Annotated in this window: 19 protein-coding genes; 9 read left to right on the forward strand and 10 right to left on the reverse strand. The window is 43.1% G+C overall.

The window, feature by feature from the left end; all coding sequences use genetic code 11:
• Window positions 1-90 precede the first annotated feature (90 nt).
• Window positions 91-1,047, forward strand: coding sequence for a tRNA dihydrouridine synthase DusB (gene dusB / locus BMX82_RS04795; protein ID WP_036910695.1), 957 nt, complete (start codon window positions 91-93; stop codon window positions 1,045-1,047).
• A gap of 21 nt (window positions 1,048-1,068) precedes the next feature.
• Window positions 1,069-1,623, forward strand: coding sequence for a DUF3332 domain-containing protein (locus BMX82_RS04800; RefSeq protein ID WP_036910697.1), 555 nt, complete (start codon window positions 1,069-1,071; stop codon window positions 1,621-1,623).
• A 35-nt stretch (window positions 1,624-1,658) separates the two neighbouring features.
• Here BMX82_RS04800 and BMX82_RS04805 read toward each other — a convergent pair whose 3' ends face one another.
• The 3 genes from BMX82_RS04805 to nrdD are packed head-to-tail and all read right to left on the reverse strand — an operon-like array spanning window position 1,659 to window position 5,384.
• Entirely contained in the window at window positions 1,659-2,789 is a 1,131-nt protein-coding gene (locus BMX82_RS04805) for an SGNH/GDSL hydrolase family protein (protein ID WP_036910699.1), read from the reverse strand.
• A gap of 21 nt (window positions 2,790-2,810) precedes the next feature.
• On the reverse strand, window positions 2,811-3,278 hold the full coding sequence (nrdG, locus tag BMX82_RS04810; protein ID WP_036910701.1) for an anaerobic ribonucleoside-triphosphate reductase activating protein: 468 nt from the start codon (window positions 3,276-3,278) through the stop codon (window positions 2,811-2,813).
• Between the two features lie 3 nt (window positions 3,279-3,281).
• A complete protein-coding gene (nrdD, locus tag BMX82_RS04815) occupies window positions 3,282-5,384 on the reverse strand; it encodes an anaerobic ribonucleoside-triphosphate reductase (RefSeq protein ID WP_091766552.1) in 2,103 nt (700 codons plus the stop codon).
• A 288-nt stretch (window positions 5,385-5,672) separates the two neighbouring features.
• Between nrdD and BMX82_RS04820 the strand changes: the two genes are divergently transcribed.
• From BMX82_RS04820 to ybeY, 5 genes are all read left to right on the forward strand, one after another.
• On the forward strand, window positions 5,673-6,239 hold the full coding sequence (locus tag BMX82_RS04820) for a LemA family protein (protein WP_051949692.1): 567 nt from the start codon (window positions 5,673-5,675) through the stop codon (window positions 6,237-6,239).
• Window positions 6,220-7,890: a DUF2207 family protein gene (locus BMX82_RS04825; RefSeq protein WP_177172015.1), complete on the forward strand. Its 1,671-nt coding sequence runs from the start codon at window positions 6,220-6,222 to the stop codon at window positions 7,888-7,890. The genes BMX82_RS04820 and BMX82_RS04825 overlap by 20 nt, the downstream gene beginning before the upstream one ends.
• Window positions 7,891-7,964: 74 nt before the next feature.
• Entirely contained in the window at window positions 7,965-8,999 is a 1,035-nt protein-coding gene (ruvB, locus tag BMX82_RS04830; RefSeq protein WP_036910868.1) for a Holliday junction branch migration DNA helicase RuvB, read from the forward strand.
• Window positions 9,000-9,029: 30 nt separating this feature from the next.
• On the forward strand, window positions 9,030-9,479 hold the full coding sequence (gene coaD, locus BMX82_RS04835) for a pantetheine-phosphate adenylyltransferase (protein WP_036910709.1): 450 nt from the start codon (window positions 9,030-9,032) through the stop codon (window positions 9,477-9,479).
• Window positions 9,480-9,503: 24 nt separating this feature from the next.
• Entirely contained in the window at window positions 9,504-9,914 is a 411-nt protein-coding gene (gene ybeY, locus BMX82_RS04840) for an rRNA maturation RNase YbeY (RefSeq protein ID WP_091766557.1), read from the forward strand.
• Between the two features lie 12 nt (window positions 9,915-9,926).
• Here ybeY and BMX82_RS04845 read toward each other — a convergent pair whose 3' ends face one another.
• A complete protein-coding gene (locus tag BMX82_RS04845; RefSeq protein WP_091766560.1) occupies window positions 9,927-11,942 on the reverse strand; it encodes a beta-galactosidase in 2,016 nt (671 codons plus the stop codon).
• Window positions 11,943-12,097: 155 nt separating this feature from the next.
• Here BMX82_RS04845 and BMX82_RS04850 point away from each other — a divergent pair, with 155 nt between their 5' ends.
• Both BMX82_RS04850 and BMX82_RS04855 read left to right on the forward strand, forming a co-directional pair.
• Complete coding sequence (locus BMX82_RS04850) at window positions 12,098-13,660, forward strand: tetratricopeptide repeat protein (RefSeq protein ID WP_091766563.1); 1,563 nt, start codon at window positions 12,098-12,100, stop codon at window positions 13,658-13,660.
• 187 nt (window positions 13,661-13,847) lie between these two features.
• Window positions 13,848-14,219: a hypothetical protein gene (locus BMX82_RS04855; protein ID WP_143058313.1), complete on the forward strand. Its 372-nt coding sequence runs from the start codon at window positions 13,848-13,850 to the stop codon at window positions 14,217-14,219.
• Between the two features lie 65 nt (window positions 14,220-14,284).
• Here BMX82_RS04855 and BMX82_RS04860 read toward each other — a convergent pair whose 3' ends face one another.
• From BMX82_RS04860 to BMX82_RS04885, 6 genes are all read right to left on the reverse strand, one after another.
• The gene (locus BMX82_RS04860; RefSeq protein WP_091766568.1) at window positions 14,285-15,583 is read right to left on the reverse strand and encodes an HlyD family secretion protein; all 1,299 of its coding nucleotides are present in this window, start codon (window positions 15,581-15,583) and stop codon (window positions 14,285-14,287) included.
• Complete coding sequence (locus BMX82_RS04865) at window positions 15,570-16,844, reverse strand: hypothetical protein (protein ID WP_091766571.1); 1,275 nt, start codon at window positions 16,842-16,844, stop codon at window positions 15,570-15,572. The genes BMX82_RS04860 and BMX82_RS04865 overlap by 14 nt, the downstream gene beginning before the upstream one ends.
• Window positions 16,841-18,073, reverse strand: a complete 1,233-nt coding sequence (locus tag BMX82_RS04870) for a radical SAM peptide maturase (protein ID WP_091766574.1) — start codon at window positions 18,071-18,073, stop codon at window positions 16,841-16,843. The genes BMX82_RS04865 and BMX82_RS04870 overlap by 4 nt, the downstream gene beginning before the upstream one ends.
• Before the next feature lie 89 nt (window positions 18,074-18,162).
• Window positions 18,163-18,360: a TIGR04149 family rSAM-modified RiPP gene (locus tag BMX82_RS04875; protein WP_036910725.1), complete on the reverse strand. Its 198-nt coding sequence runs from the start codon at window positions 18,358-18,360 to the stop codon at window positions 18,163-18,165.
• 90 nt (window positions 18,361-18,450) lie between these two features.
• Window positions 18,451-20,658: a peptidase domain-containing ABC transporter gene (locus BMX82_RS04880; RefSeq protein WP_177172016.1), complete on the reverse strand. Its 2,208-nt coding sequence runs from the start codon at window positions 20,656-20,658 to the stop codon at window positions 18,451-18,453.
• Window positions 20,655-21,908, reverse strand: coding sequence for a hypothetical protein (locus tag BMX82_RS04885; protein WP_091766577.1), 1,254 nt, complete (start codon window positions 21,906-21,908; stop codon window positions 20,655-20,657). The genes BMX82_RS04880 and BMX82_RS04885 overlap by 4 nt, the downstream gene beginning before the upstream one ends.
• Between the last annotated feature and the right edge of the window lie 3 nt (window positions 21,909-21,911).

The following is a 21,911-nucleotide window of genomic DNA, read 5'->3' on the forward strand; positions in this document are numbered from 1 at the left end:
AGACACTGCATGAGAAAGCAATGATTTAAACTTATTTAGCAATAAATAATCTGCAAGTTTGACTATTTACTCGTACCTTTGCCACCGAATATGAAGATAGGTAATGTAGAATTTGGAGACAGACCTGTGTTTCTGGCACCTATGGAGGACGTGACAGACATCGGATTCCGACTGCTATGCAAGCGGTTTGGAGCAGCGATGGTGTATACGGAATTTGTAAGTGCCGAGGCGCTGATACGCGACGTAAAGTCTACGATTCAGAAACTCACTATCAGCGACACAGAGCGCCCTGTCGGCATACAGATCTACGGACGCGACGTGGAGGCGATGGTTGAGGCTGCCAAAATTGTAGAACAGGCTGGGCCTGACGTAATAGATTTAAATTTTGGTTGTCCAGTAAAGAAAGTGGCTGGCAAAGGTGCTGGCGCAGGTATGCTTCAGAATATTCCTAAGATGCTGGAGATCACCCAGAAGGTGGTAGAATCCGTAAAACTGCCCGTAACGGTGAAAACCCGACTGGGCTGGAATCACGAGCAACTAGTTATCACCACGCTGGCAGAACAGTTGCAGGATTGCGGCATTAAGGCATTAACCATCCACGGACGCACTCGCAGCCAGATGTATACTGGTGAGGCTGACTGGACTCTGATAGGCGAAGTGAAACGCAACCCACGCATACATATTCCTATTATAGGCAATGGCGACATCCATTCACTCGACGAGGCCGACAAAGCCTTCGACACCTACGGCGTGGATGCGGTGATGATAGGCCGCGCCACATTCGGATGTCCTTGGATATTCAGTCGTAAGCAACTAACCTTCGATCAGAAACTCGATCTACTGGAAGAACTGCTTCGTATCAATGTAGAGCGCATCGATGAAAAGCGCGGCATTCTGCACACGCGTCGACATCTGGCAGCTACACCGATATTCAAAGGTATACCCGACTTCCGACAAACACGTATTGCCATGCTCAGAGCAGAGACGATGAACGACTTGCTTGGCATACTTGAAGAAACAAGAATGAGATTAAATCAACAATATTAATCCTTATTAAATGATTTCGAAATGAAAAAAGTAACTTTGAAAGTGGCTACATGCCTCGTTGCAGGTGGACTCCTGCTTAACTCGTGTATCGGCTCTTACAGCCTGTTTAACAAGTATGCTCAGTGGGAGCTCCGTATGACTGACAATAAATACCTGAATGCCATCATCGGTTTTGTGCTTGATATTGTATGTGTTCCTGTAACCCTGATGGTTGACTCGCTGGTACTGAATACCATCGAATTCTGGAGCGGCGAGAACCCCATAGCTTCAAATGTTGGTAAGACCCAACAGGTCGTTGGTAAAGACGGCAGAATGTACACCGTAAAGAACCTGAAAAACGGTTATGAGGTAACAGACTCTGAGGGTGCCGTAACCTTGTTTACTCACAATAAGAAAGAAAATAGCTGGTCGATGACTCAGAACGGCGTGACTCAGGAGATTTTCCGTTTCAACCCCGATGGCAAGAGCATCAGCACCATCATTAACGGAGAGCAGAAAGACTTCTCACTTAACGAGCAGGGTGTCTTCGAGGCGCAGATGAGTGCTGGCGATGGGCTATTCTTTGCTGCACGATAAAAAGAAAATCCCTGCCAAATACAGGGATTTTCTTTTTAATACCATTTCATCAATTCTCTGAGATAGGCAGTCAGTTCGGCTGCCATCTTTTCATCTTGATAAATATTTGGGTGCCAATCGTTACCATACCAAGGATCACCTGCAATGGGAGACATATCGAAACGATATATTTCCTTGTCACCAGCTTTCTGGGCTTCAACCTTCACCTCGTCGAGCAGTTGCTTGGCCGTTTCCAATTCCTGATTGTAGAGCATTGAACCAGTGAGAAGTACAATCTTAGCCTGAGGATTATGCTGACGTACCAACTCCAAAAGCTTTTGATAACCCTGCTTTAGCAACTTTACATCGTAGTTATTGGTAGACAGGTCGTTGGTGCCAAGATTGATGCAAACCACATCAGGCTGATAGCGGCTAAAATCCCACTTCTCACTCAGGAAACTGGCCTCGTTACGCACTTTTAAGTCATAGGCATACCCCGTATACTCATACTGAACAGGCATACAAGAACGTGGAGAGCCTGTCTTGACGTCGCCATAGTTACGATAGGCGCCAATGCCACTGCGGGCAACCACCCAATGTTGGGCTTCAAGTGCACGTGCTGCGATAGAAGCATAGGAATAATAATGATTCTCTGTCTCGTATTCGAAATGCTCCTCTTTCTTCAAACCCTCGTTGCCATAACCACAAGTAATGGAGTTACCCACAAATTCTATCTTCCTTAAAGGAAGGGCTGGAGCCTCAACAAGTGCCCGCCCCTGGTCAAGCAAGAATCCCCAAAATTCAGGATAAAACTCATAACCCTCGATAATGTACATCAGGCGAACGGTATGGCAACCATCTGGCAGAGCCGTAGCCAAAGTCACCACAGAATCACGCTCCCCACGGAAAGCCACCTTGAATGGTTCTGCCTCATCTATCTGAGCCATGAAATAACCGCTACAAGGCTTTGCCATCATTCGAATCGACGTACCCTCGAAAGCAGCTACAATCTGAACACCGGGATAATTGAAGGCAGGACGCTCGGGATTGGTAAAACTGATACGGCCTGCATACAGAATATGCTTGTCGGTCGGACTGATAAAAGCCCCTTTAAGGGGCACACTCACATTAGCCTTTGCTGACACACCGACTAAAGCCAATAGAGTCAGCAGAAAAAACTTATTCATTGTTTTGTTGGTTATATTTAGTTATTTTTTCCAGAAACGGGAAGTAATATCCTCAAACTCACCATTATCGTTTTGGCGATACAGGCGCTGGTTGGTTGTTGGCGACTTTAGGGGACCTAAGTGCTTGATGAACGGGCCAATCTTGATATAGTCAAAATCAGCCTTATTAATGACAGAAGAGATAACAGTCTTACCACTATACCATGCCACCTTGAACTCTGGATACATCTCATGGATATAAAGGGCTAGCTGACTCACAGCTTTTGGGTCGCCATCGCCTCCCATAAAAGATATACATGTAATGTCGCTGCCAAACGTCTTCACGAAGTCGTCGATAGCTTCGGTATTCAGCGGTAGCCCAACATCATCCCAAAGATAATAGCTATGACACCCAGGACAATGACACGGGCAATTAGAGATGTTTATTGCCAGTGTCACTTCGTCGGGTATCTCCTGAAATACTATTCCCGTATTGACGTATTTCAGCATAGTTTACAATTTATTCTCCGGAGCATAATATCGGCGGGCAGCCTCCTCCTGACGAGCCTGAGAGAAGTTGCTTACACGCTTCAAATAGCCAATGATACGAGTCATGTAATCAACGTTCTTAGAATGACAGTGAGGACACTCCTTCAAATAGCGCTTGTCAATATGCCCACAATCGTTACATACAGTATTGGGGATGTTGAATGTAAAGTAGTTACAACCTTCCTTGGCAGCCACCTTCAACAAATGCAGATACTGCTCTTTCGACAAGTGTTCGTCAAGGTTCATATGGAGGGCAGAACCACCTGTCAGATGCTCGATGTATGGCGCACCATGGAGTTTGAACTTATCGATGATGGTAAGCGAATCGTCCTCTACCACATAGAAATAGCTGTTATAACAATCGCGTGGTACAAAATAGCCATCCTCACGATCCCACTTGGCATGTTTCACACCTACATTCTCGGCAGGAATCATTTCACAGTTAAACATCACATCCTTGGTACGATACTCACGGTTGTATTTCTCAATGAGTCCGAGAATACCTTGGACAAAATGCAGATAGTCATCATTAGGCGTTATTTTCAGTCCCATAAACTCGGCAGCCTCAACCAAGCCGTTGATACCGATGGTGAGATACTGACGACCAATATTAATGTAGCCCGCGTCGAAGAGAGGCAGCATGCCATGCTGCTGTAACTCTTTCAGGTTTTCATTGTATGCCAACTGGACCTTATGGCAAAGGTCGATAACCTCACCCAAATATTCAAGATAATCCTGATTGTGATTTACTGCATATTGGATGCAACGATTAAGGTTGATTGTCAATACAGACTTAGAACCTGTAGATACTCCACCGGCACCGAGGGTATAGCTAAAGCCATTATCAGTAATCTCATTACGCAGACGACAGCAAGAACTCAGTGAGTCTGCATTGTCACTCATATAGGTGAAGAAACTATGACCCTCTGAATACATTTCTGCAGTAAAATCGCCCCACTCTTTATCCTTGCATTCGCCTTTTTCGTCAACGAGCAGAGCCATCGTCTCAACAGGGAAAGTAAGTAGAGTCTTGGTACGCTCATGGTTGAACCACTTCATAAAACGCTTCTGCAACCAAGAGAGGCCTTCCCAATCGGGCTTAGAACCATCGGGGAAATAGAACTCACCGAAGATACTCTCAAAATAATACTTATCATAATATGCCACATTCCAGAACACGGCCTGATAGTTGCGGGCGCCTGTAGGCTGATTCAGCGTATAGACTATCTGCTCAAAATAATCGGTAATAACCTTGTCAATCGTGCGATGCTTCAAACTAAGGTCAGCTTGTTCGTCGGCACGTTTATAATAGTCGAGACCATACTCTTTACCAATGAAATAGTTCATGTACATCAGAAACTCTGGTGTGGCGCATGCGCCACTCAGCATAGAGCTGACCATGAAAACCATATTAACAAAACCACCAGCAAACGATTTCAGATTTGTTGGAGCTGTGGAGTTACCGCCAATGGCAACGGTACCACCAATAAGCCAAGGATACATAGTGATAGAGGCGCAATAGTTGGCTAGGCTCGTCTCGTCGTTCTTATATATAAAATGGTGTGTTAGCTTGTCTATGTATTCATCTGCTAACTTCTTGCCATACATCTTCTTAATACGGTCGGTCAAGAGGCGACGGTTAAGACGGATGAAGTTCGACTTAGGCAGTTCACCAATCAGCGTTGCTATGTTCTTATGCTCCACATTGGCATTAGCATCATACTTTGAACCAGTTGCAGCGTTCACTGACTCCATGTACTCTGAAAGGAAATTCATCTTCTCCAGGGTTTCACGGTCTTCTGTGTGCTGCTGGCGATAGAGGATAAATGACTTGGCAACATTGTAATACCCCTCACGCATCAACGCCTCTTCCACTTGGTTCTGGATATCTTCCACGGTGATGTCGTCGTGCATGTCGAGGTGATTCAGAATCTTGGAAACAATACCCAAGTCTGCCGGTTCATTCACACTTTCAAATGCCTTAACGATGGCATTCATGATTTTGTCTAACGAGAACTGGTCTTTAGATCCGTCTCTTTTGGTAATAGTAAAGTTTTTAATCTCCATTGTTATTGTTCTGTTAATGTTTATCGCCTCATCGTCTCTCAAAGTTGTCCATTTTGGAGAACTTTTCTCTATTGAAATCGAAAAAAGTTTCCCGTTTTGGAAAACTCCAACTGGCTGCAAAGATACAAAATTTCCCCAAAACCATCAATACCTTACAAATAGGTTAACTTAAATTAACACCCCAAAAATTACCCGCTTTATAAAAAATATCGAATAAAGCTTGGATTATTAATTTGTTCGTTGTACCTTTGCAAACAATAGTAATCATTAAACCAAACTATTTCAATTATGAGTACAGCACTAATTATCATTATTGTTTTGGCAGTTATCGTCATTGGTTATTTCATTTCAACCCAACGCTCGTTGGTAAATCTTGATGAATTGTGCAAGAACGCCCTGAGTCAAATTGAGGTTCAGCTCAACTCTCGCTGGGATGCCGTACTGGCTTTGGCAAAGATGGCTGCACAATATTCTCAGCATGAATCAGAAACACTGATTAAAGTGATTGAACAACGCCGTGGCGAACAAGTTAACACACCTGAAGCTGTGAACGAACAGCAGAGTGCCCTGGGGCAGGTGATGGGACGACTGATCGCCATCGGTGAAGCCTATCCTGATTTGAAAGCTGCCGATTTGTTTAAGGAAACTCAGGAAGGTGTAAAGCAGTATGAAGAGAATGTTCGCATGTCGCGTATGATTTACAACGATACCGCAACCAAGATGAACCGCATGGTCCGCCAGTGGCCGTCATCAATCGTTGCTTCCATGCTCCACTTCGACCAAAAAGAATATCTGAAGGTCGATGAAGAACAAAAAAAGAGTTATCCCAATCTCGATGAAGCATTTAAAAAATAGATTGTTTTTGTTGCTGGTGCTCTTCGCATCAGCAACAAATATTTCAGCCCGTCCATATCTCTCGAATCTCAACATCCGCGTGGTGCTGAGCAAGAATGGTGACGCACACATCACAGAAACCCGTCAGATGGAGATTGACTCTGAAGGCACAGAATGTTATATTGGATTGGGGGGAATGAGCGGCAGTGAGGTGCATGACTTGGAAGTGCATGACGAAAGCGGTACCAAGTTTGAGAACATTGGCAGTTGGGATGTCGACCGTAGTCGTAACTGGAAAGCAGGCAAATGTGGCATTGTGTATAAGGACAATGGATACGAACTCTGCTGGGGGCTTGGCGACAACGGCAATCGTACTTATATTACCAGCTATACCATCACCAACCTCGTCCGTGCCTACCCTGACGCCGATGCCATCCGTCATATATTCCTTGATCAGAATGCATCACCAAAGCCCAATAAAGCCGAACTGTCTATCGAGGCAGAAGACTCGGTGCAATTAACCGAAGAGAATTGTGGCATTTGGGGATTTCGCTTCGGAGGTGAACTCGCCTTCGAGAATGGAAAAATCATCGCATACAACACGGAGGACTTCGGTAACAACGGTGCCCTATATATTATAGTAAGGTTCGACAAAGGTATATTCGAACCGACTATCCAAGAAGACGACACCTTTGAGCACAAGAAAGAACAGGCTCTTGAGGGCAGTGACTACAATAGCGATGATGATTGGACATGGGAAGACACGTTTATTCTCCTTGCCCTGGTCATTGGGGTCTTCGTTGTACCTGCCATTGCCTTCATCTGGCATATCATTTCAGTTTTCCGAGCCCGAAGAAAAGCCAACAAAGACCTACTCTGGTATCGTGACATCCCCATGAAAGGCAATCTGCAGCAAGCTAACAACATGCTCAATGCTTATAGATACTTTGGTTCTGATTACAACAACCTGCTCTCCGCCTGTATCCTGAAACTCATCGACATGGGCGCCATCAGCATCGAACAACAACTCAAAGGCAATGCCGAGCAGCGCTCGACCTCTGGCCACTTTGCCGAAGCAAAGAACTTCGTCATCCACGACCTGCAGAACTATGCCGACCAGCCCCTGCTGCTCCGTAAGATTCACAACATATTCAAAGTGGCCGCTGGCGATGACACCGTACTGGAACCCCGTGAGTTGAAGGTCTATATGAAGAGTAGTAAGAATCAGAGTGCCATCGAATCTTTTATCAACACCCTACACACCAAACGAGATCTCTCCTACTACAAGAAACACCTCGACGAGGTTCGTGAGGTGTTCGGCCTCAAAAAGTTCCTGAAAGAATTCTCATTGCTTGACGAGCGCCATGTAAACGAGGTTACGCTATGGAAGGACTACATGATCTACGCTACCCTCTTCGGCATTGCCGACCAAGTAATCAAAGATATGAAGAAGATCAACCCCGAATACTTCAATATGGACCAGGTGGCATCCCAAATGGCCGATGATATGACGTTGCCTATCATCTATTCTACACTTCACTCCGGCACATCCCGTGCCGTGGCCGAGAAGGCAGCTCGTGAGGCCCGTGCCTCTGGCCATGGCGGTCACTCCTCATGGGGAGGTGGTGGCGGAGGTTTCTCTGGGGGCGGCTTCGGCGGCGGTGTGAGATAAATCACAGAAAACAAAAATAGCCACAGATATTTTGTAGTCTGTGGCTTTTTTCGTAATTTTGCCCCCAGATTATGATGGACGAAGATTTCGACATACGGGAAGAACGGTTTTCACAAGGCGAGAAAGACTTTGAGAACGCCTTACGCCCCTTAAGTTTCCGCGATTTCAGCGGACAACAGAAGGTGGTGGAAAATCTGGAGGTGTTTGTAGAGGCCGCCAAATATCGTGGTGAGCCCCTCGACCACACTTTGCTTCATGGCCCTCCAGGATTGGGTAAGACCACACTCTCTAACATCATTGCTAACGAACTGGGTGTTGGATTCAAGATTACCTCAGGCCCTGTACTCGACAAACCTGGTGATTTGGCTGGAATCCTAACCTCACTTGAGAAGAACGACGTGCTCTTCATTGATGAGATTCATCGTCTGTCACCTGTAGTAGAGGAATATCTCTATTCGGCAATGGAGGATTATCGCATCGACATCATGATTGACAAGGGACCTTCAGCACGAAGCATACAGATAGACCTGAATCCTTTTACGCTCGTCGGCGCTACCACTCGCAGCGGATTGCTTACAGCGCCGCTCCGCGCTCGTTTCGGCATCAATATGCATTTGGAGTATTATGAGCCCGAAACCCTACAAGCCATCATAGAACGTTCTGCAGGTATTCTAGGTGTTCCCATCACAGAAGATGCTGCTTTGGAAATTGCAGGTCGATCAAGAGGAACACCTCGTATCGCCAATGCCCTGTTGCGTCGTGTGCGCGACTTTGCTCAAGTAAAAGGTAATGGTAAAATTGACACTAAGATTACCAAGATTGCGCTGACAGCACTGAACATCGACCAATATGGTCTCGATGAAATCGACAATAAGATCCTGCTTACCATCATCGACAAGTTTCGTGGCGGCCCCGTGGGTATTACAACAATCGCGACTGCTATCGGCGAGGATGCCGGTACAGTAGAAGAGGTTTACGAGCCTTTCCTTATCATGGAAGGATTTATCAAACGTACCCCCAGAGGCCGCATGGTAACAGAGTTGGCCTATCGCCACTTTGGGCGCAACCCTTACGGCGGCAACATCATGGAACCGAATCTGTTTGAGTAGTAAAAAGCGAAGAGTGAGAAGTGAGAAGTTATGAGAACAGGTATTTTCGTTGGGAGCTTTAACCCGTTCACCATTGGACACGATTCTATCGTGCAACGGGCATTACCACTATTTGATCGTCTGGTAATCGGTGTGGTAGGTGATAATGTACACAAGCCTGACATGCCTTCTGCCGAGGAACGAATAAAGGCCATTGCTGATTTATATAGTGCGGAGCCTCGTATTGAGGTGAAGGTCTATCAAGGTCTTGCTATCGACTTCGCCAAAGCAGAAAATGCCCATTTCATCGTAAAAGGAGTACGTACCATCAACGATTTTGAGCATGAACAGTGGCAAGCCGACTTTAACCGTCGCTTAGGGGGTATTGAGACCATTCTGCTCTACACAGAGCCAGAGTTGGCTAGTGTATCTTCTAGTGCTTTAAGAGAATTGGCGCATTTCGGCGTCGACATCAATCCTTTTCTGCCGAAAAGGAAATGAATAATGACGAAAAGTGAATAGTTTATGATTTCATACGAAGCTGAAGGGGTGAAATTCCCTAACATCAAAAAAAGAGAAACAACCAACTGGATTCGCCAAGTGGCAGAGTCTTATGGTAAGAAAGTTGGCGAGATAGGCTATATGTTCGTTAATGACGAAAAGATATTGGAAGTCAACAACGAATATCTTGGTCACGACTACTATACAGACATCATTACCTTTGATTATACCGAAGGGAAAACGCTTAATGGCGACCTGTTTATCTCTTTGGACACCGTATTCACCAATGCTGACAAATTTGGCCGTCCTTATGATGAAGAGTTGCATCGCGTGATTATCCACGGCATACTTCACCTTTGCGGCATCAACGACAAAGGCCCAGGTGAGCGCGAAATCATGGAAGCAGCAGAAGATAGGGCTTTGGCCATGAGATAACAATCATCCCCGCTAATCAGCGGGGATGATTGTTATATGCCTAATCTCCTCCCCTGGTGTTATATCAGCCTCACGAGGGAAATAAACGGGCATATCCTTTTGCAAAGGAAGGATGCGGATTTCTAATTGGGTGCAACCTTCCGGCAAGCGCCACAAGGCATATTGGAAGGGACGTCCATTATAGAAGTTGTCATCTAGGAGTTTTCCGTCAACATAAAGGCGGGCCACATCACCACGATAATCAATATTCAATAAGTTTCCTTCTCTAGAAGTCTCTGGCAGGTTAACGGTATAGACAGCTGCCTCGTCAAAGTCTTCGTCTGTTGGTTCCTCCGCCACCTTGTTTACACCGATAGTAATAGTGCGAAAAGGGCCAGCCTCCTTTATCTTATTAAAAACGGGAACATTAATGGCGATGTCAGGACGAGCCTCTTCTTCTAAGAACAAGCGCCCTGCCTGCTCAGATGTGAGCAAATAATAGTTCTTATAAACTGGCGTCTCAGGCCCTTTGGCCTTCAGGTTCCGCAACACCTTATCACCAACAGCTAACGTGGTTGGAATGCCTTTTATCTGTTCCAGATAGATCTTCCCATCACGCTTAGCCACCAATTGTGCTGTAACATACTTAATGCCATCGATATTCACTGGGAAGATACAGATACAGCCAGCAGGAATATTGAGTAGAGGCAATCTCACACCGCAAGCCTCCAACTTGACATTTCGCTTAGTGGAAAGATTCTGCAAACGCTCATAGTTGTTCACAAAGATAAAACCACTACCATTTCTCGAACGATATGACCAACGAAGGAACGAATCGTCGCCTTTTGAGATATCCTGTTTACAAGGGAAACCCGCCTCCATCGTAGCCAATATACTCCCCCAATCCTGCATAAACAAGTGGAGTTTCCGCAACAGATAATATTGAGGATTCTTCTGCCCGAACTCATTCAGCGGTGCTTGGAAATCATATGTCTTCACAGGCAAATCATTATAGTTTGTCGCCATTGTACGCTGGGTTTCGTTCAGATAAGTAGACCCTTCTGGATTCGTACCACCATGATACATATAATAGCCCAATAAGTTAGAGCCACTGCCCAACTTTACCACTGCCATCGAATAAGCATCCTCTGGATAGAGGTAAGGACGGCGGTGATAGGCCGTCATCATACCACCACCGAGTTCACATGTAAAATAAGGATATTGCTCATCGCCCTTGTTCAGACGCTCTTTCTGCTCTCCTAGTTGTTCTGTTGCAATGGCCGTCGACGAACGGAATGCCTTAAAGTTGAAAGCTTTATAGTAGTTGCCTGCCGTTTCTTCAATGCTACGTTCCCAAAAGCCATCTGCATAGTCTCCATAAAGGGGTAGCATCTCACCAAAAGGTACAGGAGTAGCCAACTCTGGCCATCCTGTACGAGTATAGAAAGGCAGATTGAAACCAATCTTTGTAGCCATCTGTTTCAGAGCCATCAGATATTCTCCTCGACCACGATACTCGTTGTCAAACTGAGCCGCCACCACAGGGCCGCCATCTTTCCACTGAAGTCCCTGAACTTGAGTGAAAATCTGTCGATAAAAACGTTCCACATAACCAAGGAATACAGGATTCTCGTCTCTCATCTTACAGTTTTTAGAGAACATCCAGTCGGGTATACCACCGTTTCTCACCTCTCCATGACAAAATGGGCCTAGGCGAAGAACCACAGGCAACCCGTCTTTCTGGCAAATCTCGATGAAATGGCGCAAATTGCGTTGTCCGTCCCAACGAAACACGCCTTCTTGTTCCTCAATGTGATTCCAAAACACGTAGGTGGCGATAATCGTTATGCCGCCCGCCTTCATCTTCCTAATCTCAGCCTCCCACTCATCTGTAGGAATACGTGAGTAATGCACTTCGCCCATAGCAGGAACTACACGCTGACCATCCGCCATTAGACTGTAGGCATCCCAACTTACGTCTCGGATCTGGGCCCCACTCATCAAATAGACGGTCATCATTGTCGTCAACAAAAAAAACTTCTTTCTCATCTTAGGTAGTCTGTTTGGGTGCAAAATTACTAAAGAATTATATGATTTTACACAATCCATCTTCTATAATTAACATATTTTATTAAACTATATACATCGATTTTGTTTGGTGATAATTCAAAAAAACATTATCTTTGTCGCCAAAAAATAAACAAATGGCCCGGCAACTCAGATTTATTCCTTTTGTTATTGCTACTTTTATGCTCATTTGCTGCACCAGTCCGACCCATCAGAGCCTGGAAGCAATTAGCTATTGCCTTAAAGAAGATTCTCTTGCTGAAGCTGAAGCCTATATGGACTTGATTAATATAAATGAACTCAACGAAGAAGAGAAAGCTATATACTATCTTCAAGAAGCAATTATCACATATAAGAAATATCTTCATCCAAAATCTTTTGACGGTATCAACTATAGTATAGATTATTTCAGCAAAAAAGGAGATGAGAGGAATCTGGCTGAGGCCTATTTCTATAAAGCAGCACTGGAAAACGAGGTTGGGCTAACAGAGAAGGCGATCAACAACCTAAAATGCGCAGAGTTTGAAGCGCAGAGCATTCAAGATGCAGCTCTGCACCATAAGATTGACGAGTTACAATGTTCCGTTTTTGGTTCATCTGGTCTTTACGAACTTAGCCTGAAATATGCTAGAAGGAATTTGGAACAGGCGATTCAGGAAAAAAATAAAAACTGGTATGTCTATGCACTCGATAATATGGCATCAGTTTATCATCGTATGGGTAAGGAAGATAGTGCGCTTCATTACATCAACAAAATCTCCGCCTACGAGAAGTATCTTAAAAAAGAAACGATGGCAGATGTATATACTAATATTGGTATCATACTCTCCTCTCATCGCGTTGACCTGGCAAAGCAATACTTATACAAAGCAATAGATTTAAAGAATTCTCCAAATGCCTATGCCATGCTGGCAAATTTGGAGATCGAGCAACATGGTGACAGACTGGCTGCAAAAAATCTACTAGACAGTGCTATTGCGTTTACTTCTGACAAGGATGTTCTCTATATTATTAGAAAACTTACAGCCTTATATATGCAAGATAATCAATACGAGAAAGCATGTAGTCTACTATTAAAGAAGGATAGTTTAACGTGTATGCAAGACGATATCAAGCAGAACCTAAGTCGAGTACAGATTAGATATGACATGCTTCACAAGGAAAAAAGGCAATCTGATCTTATCCATATGGCACTGATTATTGCCATCCTAGTTGTTGCCTGTATAGCCTTCCTTATCTTCCATCACCAATATAGGTATCTGAAGGTCAGGAAAGAGTTGATGCAAAGACAAATGCTGATAGAGAAATACAACAACAAGTTTAAAGACCTCCAACTTTCCGAAAAAGAAGAGTTAAGAGATAATCTCATATCTCTTCAAGAAAAACAGGCCAAAGCCATTTATAAGGGTAAGCAACTATACGACCATATCAATGAAGGAGGCAGTGTCGTCAACTGGAGCAAACAAGATTATCTCATATTCATTGATTATTTCAACCTCGTTGATGCCTCTTTCAGCATCCGTTTAGAGACTGAATATAATAATCTCTCGCCACGATATAAAGTATACCTGATTCTTCAGAATATGGGTAAAAGCGATGAAGATATTGAATACATCTTTGGTATTGGAAAGAGTGCCATACGCTCTATCAAGTCACGAATTAAACTAAAAAACGAAGAAAACATGAGTAATAAAAGTTAGAAGAAAGTCTCATTTTTACCATCAAAAAAGTGTTGCACGATATGCAAACGGCTATATTTCATCATGTTAGGCTATTTCTTCCTGCAACACCATCAATAAATTTTAGCTCGATTCTTCGTTTTTTCGACCAAAAACAGTTAACTTTGCACCAATTTTATTATCATAAACCCTATAAACAGTTATTATTATGAACCGAAAAGTTTTTTTATCTATCGCTCTTGCATTGGCTATGTCATTGAATATGTATGCAGGTGATGATGGAGATGAAAAGGAAAAGCCAGAAATTGGTCCGACAACTTTTCCAATTCCTCATCGTGCGCCTAGACAGCAGCCTGCCGTTACTGTGAACAATATTGGAAATGGCACAGCCATCATCCAGTTTAACAAGGATGCAAAAAGAGTGGAAGTAGAATTCTACAGAAATGGTATCTTCGTTGGTTTTGAAGGCTTTGTATCAGTAGAGGCATCAAGCATACTGACAATCTCTGCCGACGACTATTCTGCAGATAGTTTTGCCATGATTGTTAATGGCAAAGAGGTTTACGCTGGCGATTTCTAATTATCGCCTGAGTTATTTCAGCAGTAAAGGGAGGTATGATACCTCCCTTTACTGCTATATGATAGCTAATCATCTAAGACGTTTCGATAGAACAGATATCTGAGAGGACCAATAAGTCTTACTGCTACAGAGAGGTCTTCAGTAATGATTTCACCAGTACCTGTCAAATCTCCCGATTTTCTGATATGCTTACCGTATGAGGTAACCTCTCCGCTTTTTACCTCAAAGGTTGCGGTGTAGATGTCCTCGTCGGGCATTGAGGCAACGGAAACAACTTTTCCCGTCAAGAAACCATATTCCAGATAAGGATAGCCGTCTAACTGGATATTGATACGCTGTCCTGGTTTCACTTTTCCAGAGCCGGCCACAGGTATCTTTGCTTTACCTATCGTAGTTTTCTCATGAGTACTGACAACAGAGAAAGCCTTATCGCCTGCAGTAATGTTCTGATTAGTCTTCCACAGATTGTTATAGGAGACAACACCCGTTATAGGGCTCTGAAGAAGATAGGCCTGTTTCCACTCTTGAATGGCCGTCCGAGTGCTCTCCCAGGCAGACTGCAGAGCCGTCTCCAACTGCCGTTTCTCCTGTTCTTTCTGCATCTTAAGTTCAGAGATGGTATTTCGTATTTGGGCTACTTGTATCTTAGCATTAGCTAAAGATGAACGCATCTGTTCTGTCGACATACTACTGTTAAGCAATCCTTGTTCTGTTGATTCTAAATCGGAAACGGAAGTCAATCCTTTGTCATGCAGTATCTTTTCACGCTGATAGTTTCCTTTGCTTAAAGTGTTGATGCGCTGGCTATAATCTACCTGTTTAGATACAGATGTCAGATAGTCTGAGTATGGTCGTAGTTGAGCCTCCTCTGCAGCAATACGCTGGTCGTAAAGATTGTTGTTCACAAAGTTATTATAATCTGTAATAGCCTTTGCAAGCGTCGTATATACACTCTGGATACTGCCAAGATGCGCATTGTCAAGACAAATACCGAAACAATCCTCATTCTCCCATGATGTAGAGGACAGAAGAGAATCAAGTGTCAATACATCCTGCGTATTTGCTGGGTTTTCAATGACTGCGATGATATCATCAGCCTTAACATGTTGTCCGTCTTTAGCATAGAGTTCCTGTAGCCTGCCCGACATTTTGGCGACTACCCAGACAGGAGGCTCTGTCTTTGTAATGGTAACCGCACACGAGATGGTGTCGGGATACTTAAAGATGAAGCAAGCGATGAACAGCACCAACAAGATACCGCCAATCACCGATGACCCGATGCTTAGCAACTTATGAGGAGGAGCCGACAGGATATCTTGTACCTCCTCACTTCTGATAACACTCTCTTTCCTACTTTTTGCCATTTTCTAAAGACTTTCTTATTTTGCAGACCGATGTCAGGTTCTCTTTCAGTTCATAAACAGAGATAGGAGGACAGATGTATTTGAACGGACAAGAGCAACATGATGTCAGATTACGTGTCAACCTCCAAGTATGGTTTTCTTTGAGCTCTTTGCAAACCGCTTGTAATAATGTACACCCATCTTTTAGATTTCCCAAAACAGACTCAGATCCATGGGGAGAGATTTTTCCAGAGTAATCAATATCCAATACACCAAAGAAGTTCGCGTTCAATTTCATATTTCTGAATATCTTTTGATGTGAAAGAACAGTATTCTGTAAATCTTCTATTGTTAACATCACATTCCTTTCAAAGAAGTCAATATTATCTGTTGCCCATATCGGAACCAGTTCCAGATTCTCTATTTCCTGGTTTTCTACCTCACTTTCATCAGAAACAAGATACAGGAAAGAGGCCTTATCTGAATAAAGTTCCTTAAATACCACATTACCATCATACAGATTATATTTGTCTAAATAGACCCTATAATCAAGATTATTTATCACAACTCCCTTTAAATGGGATTCAATGGCGGCATAATCCTCGTAGAAACAAGAGATTGTAAACGAGAAAGGATACTTGTTGAGAATATGGGCAAATTTGTCAGGTGATGTTTGAGCCAAGAACGAACTACCAATAATTAAGTTCACTCGAGCTACTCCAGAGAGGCGCAGCTCATCTAGTATTTTAATAAGTAGTCCGCTTTCAACCATGTCTTTTAATGGCTGATTATCGTATACGGGAGAGCATACATCTTTATAATAGCTATTCCTATAAGCAACCTTCTTTTTGTCACTATTGTCATAAGTACTTGAAGACATCCAAATATTAACACCCGTCAGAAACCTGAGTTTCTTTTCCATAATGAATAACCGATCATCTATATTCTTTCCTTTGTCCAAATCTCTCTGCAGATTTAATATGGGTAGAAGTATCAATGGTTTTGTGTTATCCTCTGTCCTCACGGTTTTTAATACACATATATTTAGAGCCTCAGAAAAATCGGATGAGAAATCCGCTATTTCTTTGTCATCGAATGCAACGCTTCCCATATTCTTTGGCTCTCGCAATCTATCGATTAAACGAATAAACGACTTATTCGTACTTACCATGAAAAGCCCATTGTCAGTATTGTATAATATTGCACACGCCTCATCTACTCTGTCATAAAAAGTTGATGAGGGCAGTATTACCCAATGAGCTTGCATCTTTTTTTTATTCATATCACCTCGAGATTATGCATAATATGAGAATAGGCTTCAGGAAACTGCTGAAAGAATAAAAGTGCTGCCTCTTTTTCTTTTCCTGTTATTTGTGGCGTAGCAAAATCATTACATCTACAATTCTCCAAATACCCGTTATGAAAGATACAAGTTAAACAGTTTCCTTTATTTTCACATTTACTGCATAGTTTTGTAATACGATTATAGTAGTTGTTATATGTATTGGCGATTTTTTCAAAATCGATCTCAACACCATCTTCCCGAACTTGACCTAATCCATATTGATGGGATATCTTTTCGCATGGAAGAATCTTTCCTGCGACCGTTACAAATACTCTCTTAGTAAAGGGTTGACAAGTCCCTGTTGGTATTGGTTTGCATTCTCTTTTCCCAAACAGCAATTCATTATAATCAAGAAAGAAATAAGGAGAGTTCATACTCAAATAACTTGCAACCGCCTCATAACTCGGATGTTTTTGAAAGTCAGAGGGTTGTGAACTAAGACTATTTATTGACTCATTCATCTTCTGGAATATCTTGTCAAATTCTTCTTGCTTACTTTTTCTAACTCCCGTCATGCTGATTTCAGAGAGACGTGGCACTTTCTGAAAAGTATTTGTTATATAATCACGTACACCTGATATAGAATTCTTGTTATTTAGGACTGCATTGAAGTCCACAAACTTCTCATAGTATTCCGGATATTTATTCTTAATGAGTTCTATCGACTTGACTATCTCCCCAAAAGCAGGAGTCCCATTCTTAAATACTCTATATGAATTTCCTTCTTTATCTCCATCAAGACTGATAAGTAATTTAAATCGTTTATCGACCAGATAATCCATGTATTTCGGAAGAAAAATCGCATTCGTAGTCATAGAAAAGGAAAAGGTCTTACCATAGCCCGACAAATCAGACTCCACATATTCAACAACCTTTTGGATAAGTTCCATGTTCATTAAGGGTTCACCTCCATAGAAACCAATATCGATCTCTGACTTACCATTAGTATCATACCCTTCTTCCCAAAGTTCTTTTATAAATGAAAGAAATTTAATGGCACATGCATAACTTAGTTGTCTATCATGCCTTTGGTCGTAATCAGAATACAATTCTCCGTAAGCACAATATGTACAATTGAGACAACACCTCTCTGTTACCTCAAATGTTATCTGAGGAGTTGTAGCTAGATTTTCCTTTACCTTGTATGGATTTAAATATTCCGTCATTACTTATATAAAATATGAAATGAGTCAATGGCCATCTTTTACATATTGTTAGTAGAGGGCGTATATACACCCTCTACTAAATTTATGACTTAGGGATGATGAATGATAATCTCATGGTCTGTATGATCAGGAGACTGCAAATGGCCACGATAATTAGCACCTCCATTGGCCCTTGTGTTTCCACTTACGCAGGCACAGCGGCAATCGCCACCACCACCAACAAGATTGTTCATCTCTCTTCTTCCCATAGCATTCTCGGAAAGCATGTTAAGTTTTAAATTTTTCATAAAATAAAAAATAATTAATTGAATATTGTTTGAATGTTGAATGTACAAGGCCAAACCATCTGTCGTTTACAGACAAAAAATCGATGTACACTATATGTTTAGCTGGTTCTTTACGAGTGTAAAGTAAAGCCCCTTCTTTCCTATTAATGTTTCGTGGTCACCTTGTTCACAAATCTTGCCATCTTGTAGTACCACGATATTGTCGGCATCGCGAACGGTACTCAGACGGTGAGCTATAATAATGGCCGTCTTACCCTGTATGAAACGATTGAGATTCTCCATAATCTGGTGCTCATTGTTGGTATCGAGCGAATTTGTTGCCTCGTCCATGAAGATAAATTCCGGATTTTTGTAGACAGCACGCGCAATCAGTATTCGTTGTTTCTGGCCCATACTCAGTCCGTGTCCCTCGGCACCGATCTTTGTATTATAGCCCAATGGTAACTCTTCGATAAAGTCCTTGATATTAGCCGTAGCAGCCGCCTCGCGCATTCTGTCCTCATCAATCCGTTCCTCTCCTGGGGCAATGTTCCGCGCGATGGAATCAGAGAAGATAAAACCATCCTGCATCACTGAGCCGCAATGTTTCCTCCACTCCCGTTTATCGTAGTTCTCAATATCAGAGTTACCAAGAATCACCTTACCCTTGTCTGGCTTATAGAAGCCAAGAATCATCTTCAGAAGGGTTGTCTTACCACTTCCACTAAGTCCGACGATAGCAGTTGTCTTACCACGTGGGATTGTCAGATTAATATTATCAAGCGTTGGCTTCTCGTTCAATTTGTCATATCTGAACGTCAGATTCTCAATCTTGATGTCATTATTATGGATTTCCGTGATAAGAGTCTTCTCCAAGGGGCGCTCGTCATCTTTCGAGTAAATCTCCTGCAAACGATCGAGGCTCAACTTGGCATCCTGATATTGGCGTGCAAAGTTTATCAACTGGTCGACAGGGCTATTCAGCTGACCGATGATATACTGAATAGCCAACATCATACCCAGTGTAATCTCTCCTTTTATGACCAACGCAGCAACAAATGCCGTGATAATAGCATTCTTAAGCTGATTAATCAAAATACCTCCGGATTGCTGATATTGCGACAAGGCAAGCCCTTTCACGGTAATCTTATATATTCTTGCCTGGATATGCTCCCACTCCCAGCGTTTCTGCTGCTCACACCCATTGAGTTTTATCTCCTGCATACCTGTGACCAGTTGCACCATATTACTTTGGTTTGCTGAATTTTGGGTGAACATCTTATGGTCAAGTATGGCCCTCCGTTTCATGAACAGCCATACCCATGCCACATAAAAGGCACTGCCCAAGAAGAATATCAGAAAAATCATCTGACTATAGAAAAGGATGACCACTCCAAAGATAATAACGTTAACGATAGAGAAGAGAGTCGATAAACTGGTATTGGTCAAGAACTGCTGAATACGTGTATGATCATTGATTCGCTGTAAGATATCACCCGTCATCTTCGTATCGAAGTAAGCAATAGGCAGACGCATCAACTTAGCCAGATAGTCAGAGATAAGAGATATATTTACCCTTGTACCAATATGCAACAAAATCCATCCTCGGATGAACTCGACCGACGTGCTACTGATGACGAGCATCATCTGTGCAATCAGCACCAGGTAGATATAGCCAAGATTCTGATTGGTAATACCAAAATCGACAATAGACTGCGTAAGGAACGGCAAGAGGAGTTCAAGAAGAGTCCCTGTACCAAGCCCTATAAATAATTGAATAATCAGTTTCTGATATGGTCGGAGATAGCCAAACAGGAACAGAAGGCTCTGTCGGCCTTTATTGGTGTCATCGTCAGCAGAGCGGTTATAGAACTCGGGGGTTGGTTCCAGACATAAAGCAGTCCCCTCGTCTTCCCCGTCTTTCCTACTACTCAGCCAGCATCTCTTAAACTCCTCTTCCGTAAATGTGGCTTTAGCGCCAGCTGGGTCTGCCACATGAAATAAGGTCCCTTTTTTAGTTTTCTCAATTCTGTAGAGTACTACGAAATGGTTTTGGTTCCAATGGATGATACAAGGCAAGGGGACATCTTCTTTCAGTCGGGATATCGAAATGCGCAGTCCAATGGTGTGCATACCAAGTTTCTCTGCAGCCTCACTGATGCCAAGCATAGATACGCCAAGACGCGATATGAAGCAGTTCTCCCGAAGATACTGTATCGAGTAGTGCTTACCATAATAAGCAGCGACCATCCGGAGACTCGTCGGACCGCAGTCCATCGCATCATGCTGGACATATAGTGGAAAGTCTTTTATTCTCATCGTTTAATCAGGCATTTCGGAGCTGTCTTATATAATGTCTCAAAAGCCGAGACTGGTGGACATATCGTCCGATAAGCACATTCATCACAATCAGTCTCCTTACGTGTGATTCGCCACGAGGTGTTTTCACGTAATTCTTTTTCGACAATATGATAAAGATCATCGATATAAATATTTCCCAACGGGACTTTTGCATTCAAGGCATAGATACTACCAGTAGGAAGAATCTCCATAACCCCAAACGAAGATGCATTCAATTTCATGTGTCTGAAAAGATCTTCCATAGTCAGGCGGGAATTATCAATATCCTCTTGCGTCATCAGCACATAGCGTCTGAGAAACGTTTCGTTATTACCCGTCCAAACGGGAAGCATATCTATGCCGTCAGTTTCGTCTACAAAATCGCTTTCATCTGCCACAATCTTCTTGAAGACAACGGGAAGCCCCTGATCTTGCAGACTGGCACAAATCGCATTCAGATTGTCTGTCCTAGAATATCTGTCGATATAGGATGTGATGGAATAGTCGCCAGTAAACCCTTTGGCAAGTAACAATTCTGACAGACATTTGATGTCCTCGTCATAGCAATTGAACACATACTTGAAGTTGTATAAACTGAGCGTATCCAATACATCTGAGAAATAAGCCTGTTCGTTTTTGTCCAGGCTCACAATGATATTGACAACGGCCGTACTCGACACCTTCAATTGATTAAGTGTGATGGCAAGTGCTTGATGAGAGAGTCTGACGTTGGTGAGATAATAAGGTGGTACAGGGTGTTGTCGATGACTCCTATTTCTGAATGCCACCATCGTATGTTGCTGACTGTCTCGCAGTTTGCAGTTCAGATAAATGTGGACACCCGACAGGAATCTCATCTTGTTACCCATCGTTCTCAGACGTTCTTCTTTCTCGTCATTTGTGCAGTCAAGATCTGTCTGCAGGTTGATGTAGGGTAACAGGTTAATGGGTCTGCCTCCGTCGCTAATGTCTTTGAGAAAAAATATTCCCCGATTGAAAGCCTGAGTGATATCGGCGTCGTTGCAGATAGCATCCTCACTATAGGGTAACGCACCCATATTGGCTGGCTCATACAGACGCTGTACTAATCCGACCATCTTCTGACTCTCAGAAATCATATAGGTCTGAGCTTGCGTATCGTACAGCATAACTTTTCTTTCGTTGATGATGTCGACATAGACAGAGGGCGAGATGATAATCCAACGGGTATTGGTAGTAGGCATATCCATCTG

The sequence above is a fragment of the Prevotella sp. khp7 genome (assembly GCF_900109055.1).
In the GTDB taxonomy this organism is placed as follows: Bacteria; Bacteroidota; Bacteroidia; order Bacteroidales; family Bacteroidaceae; genus Prevotella.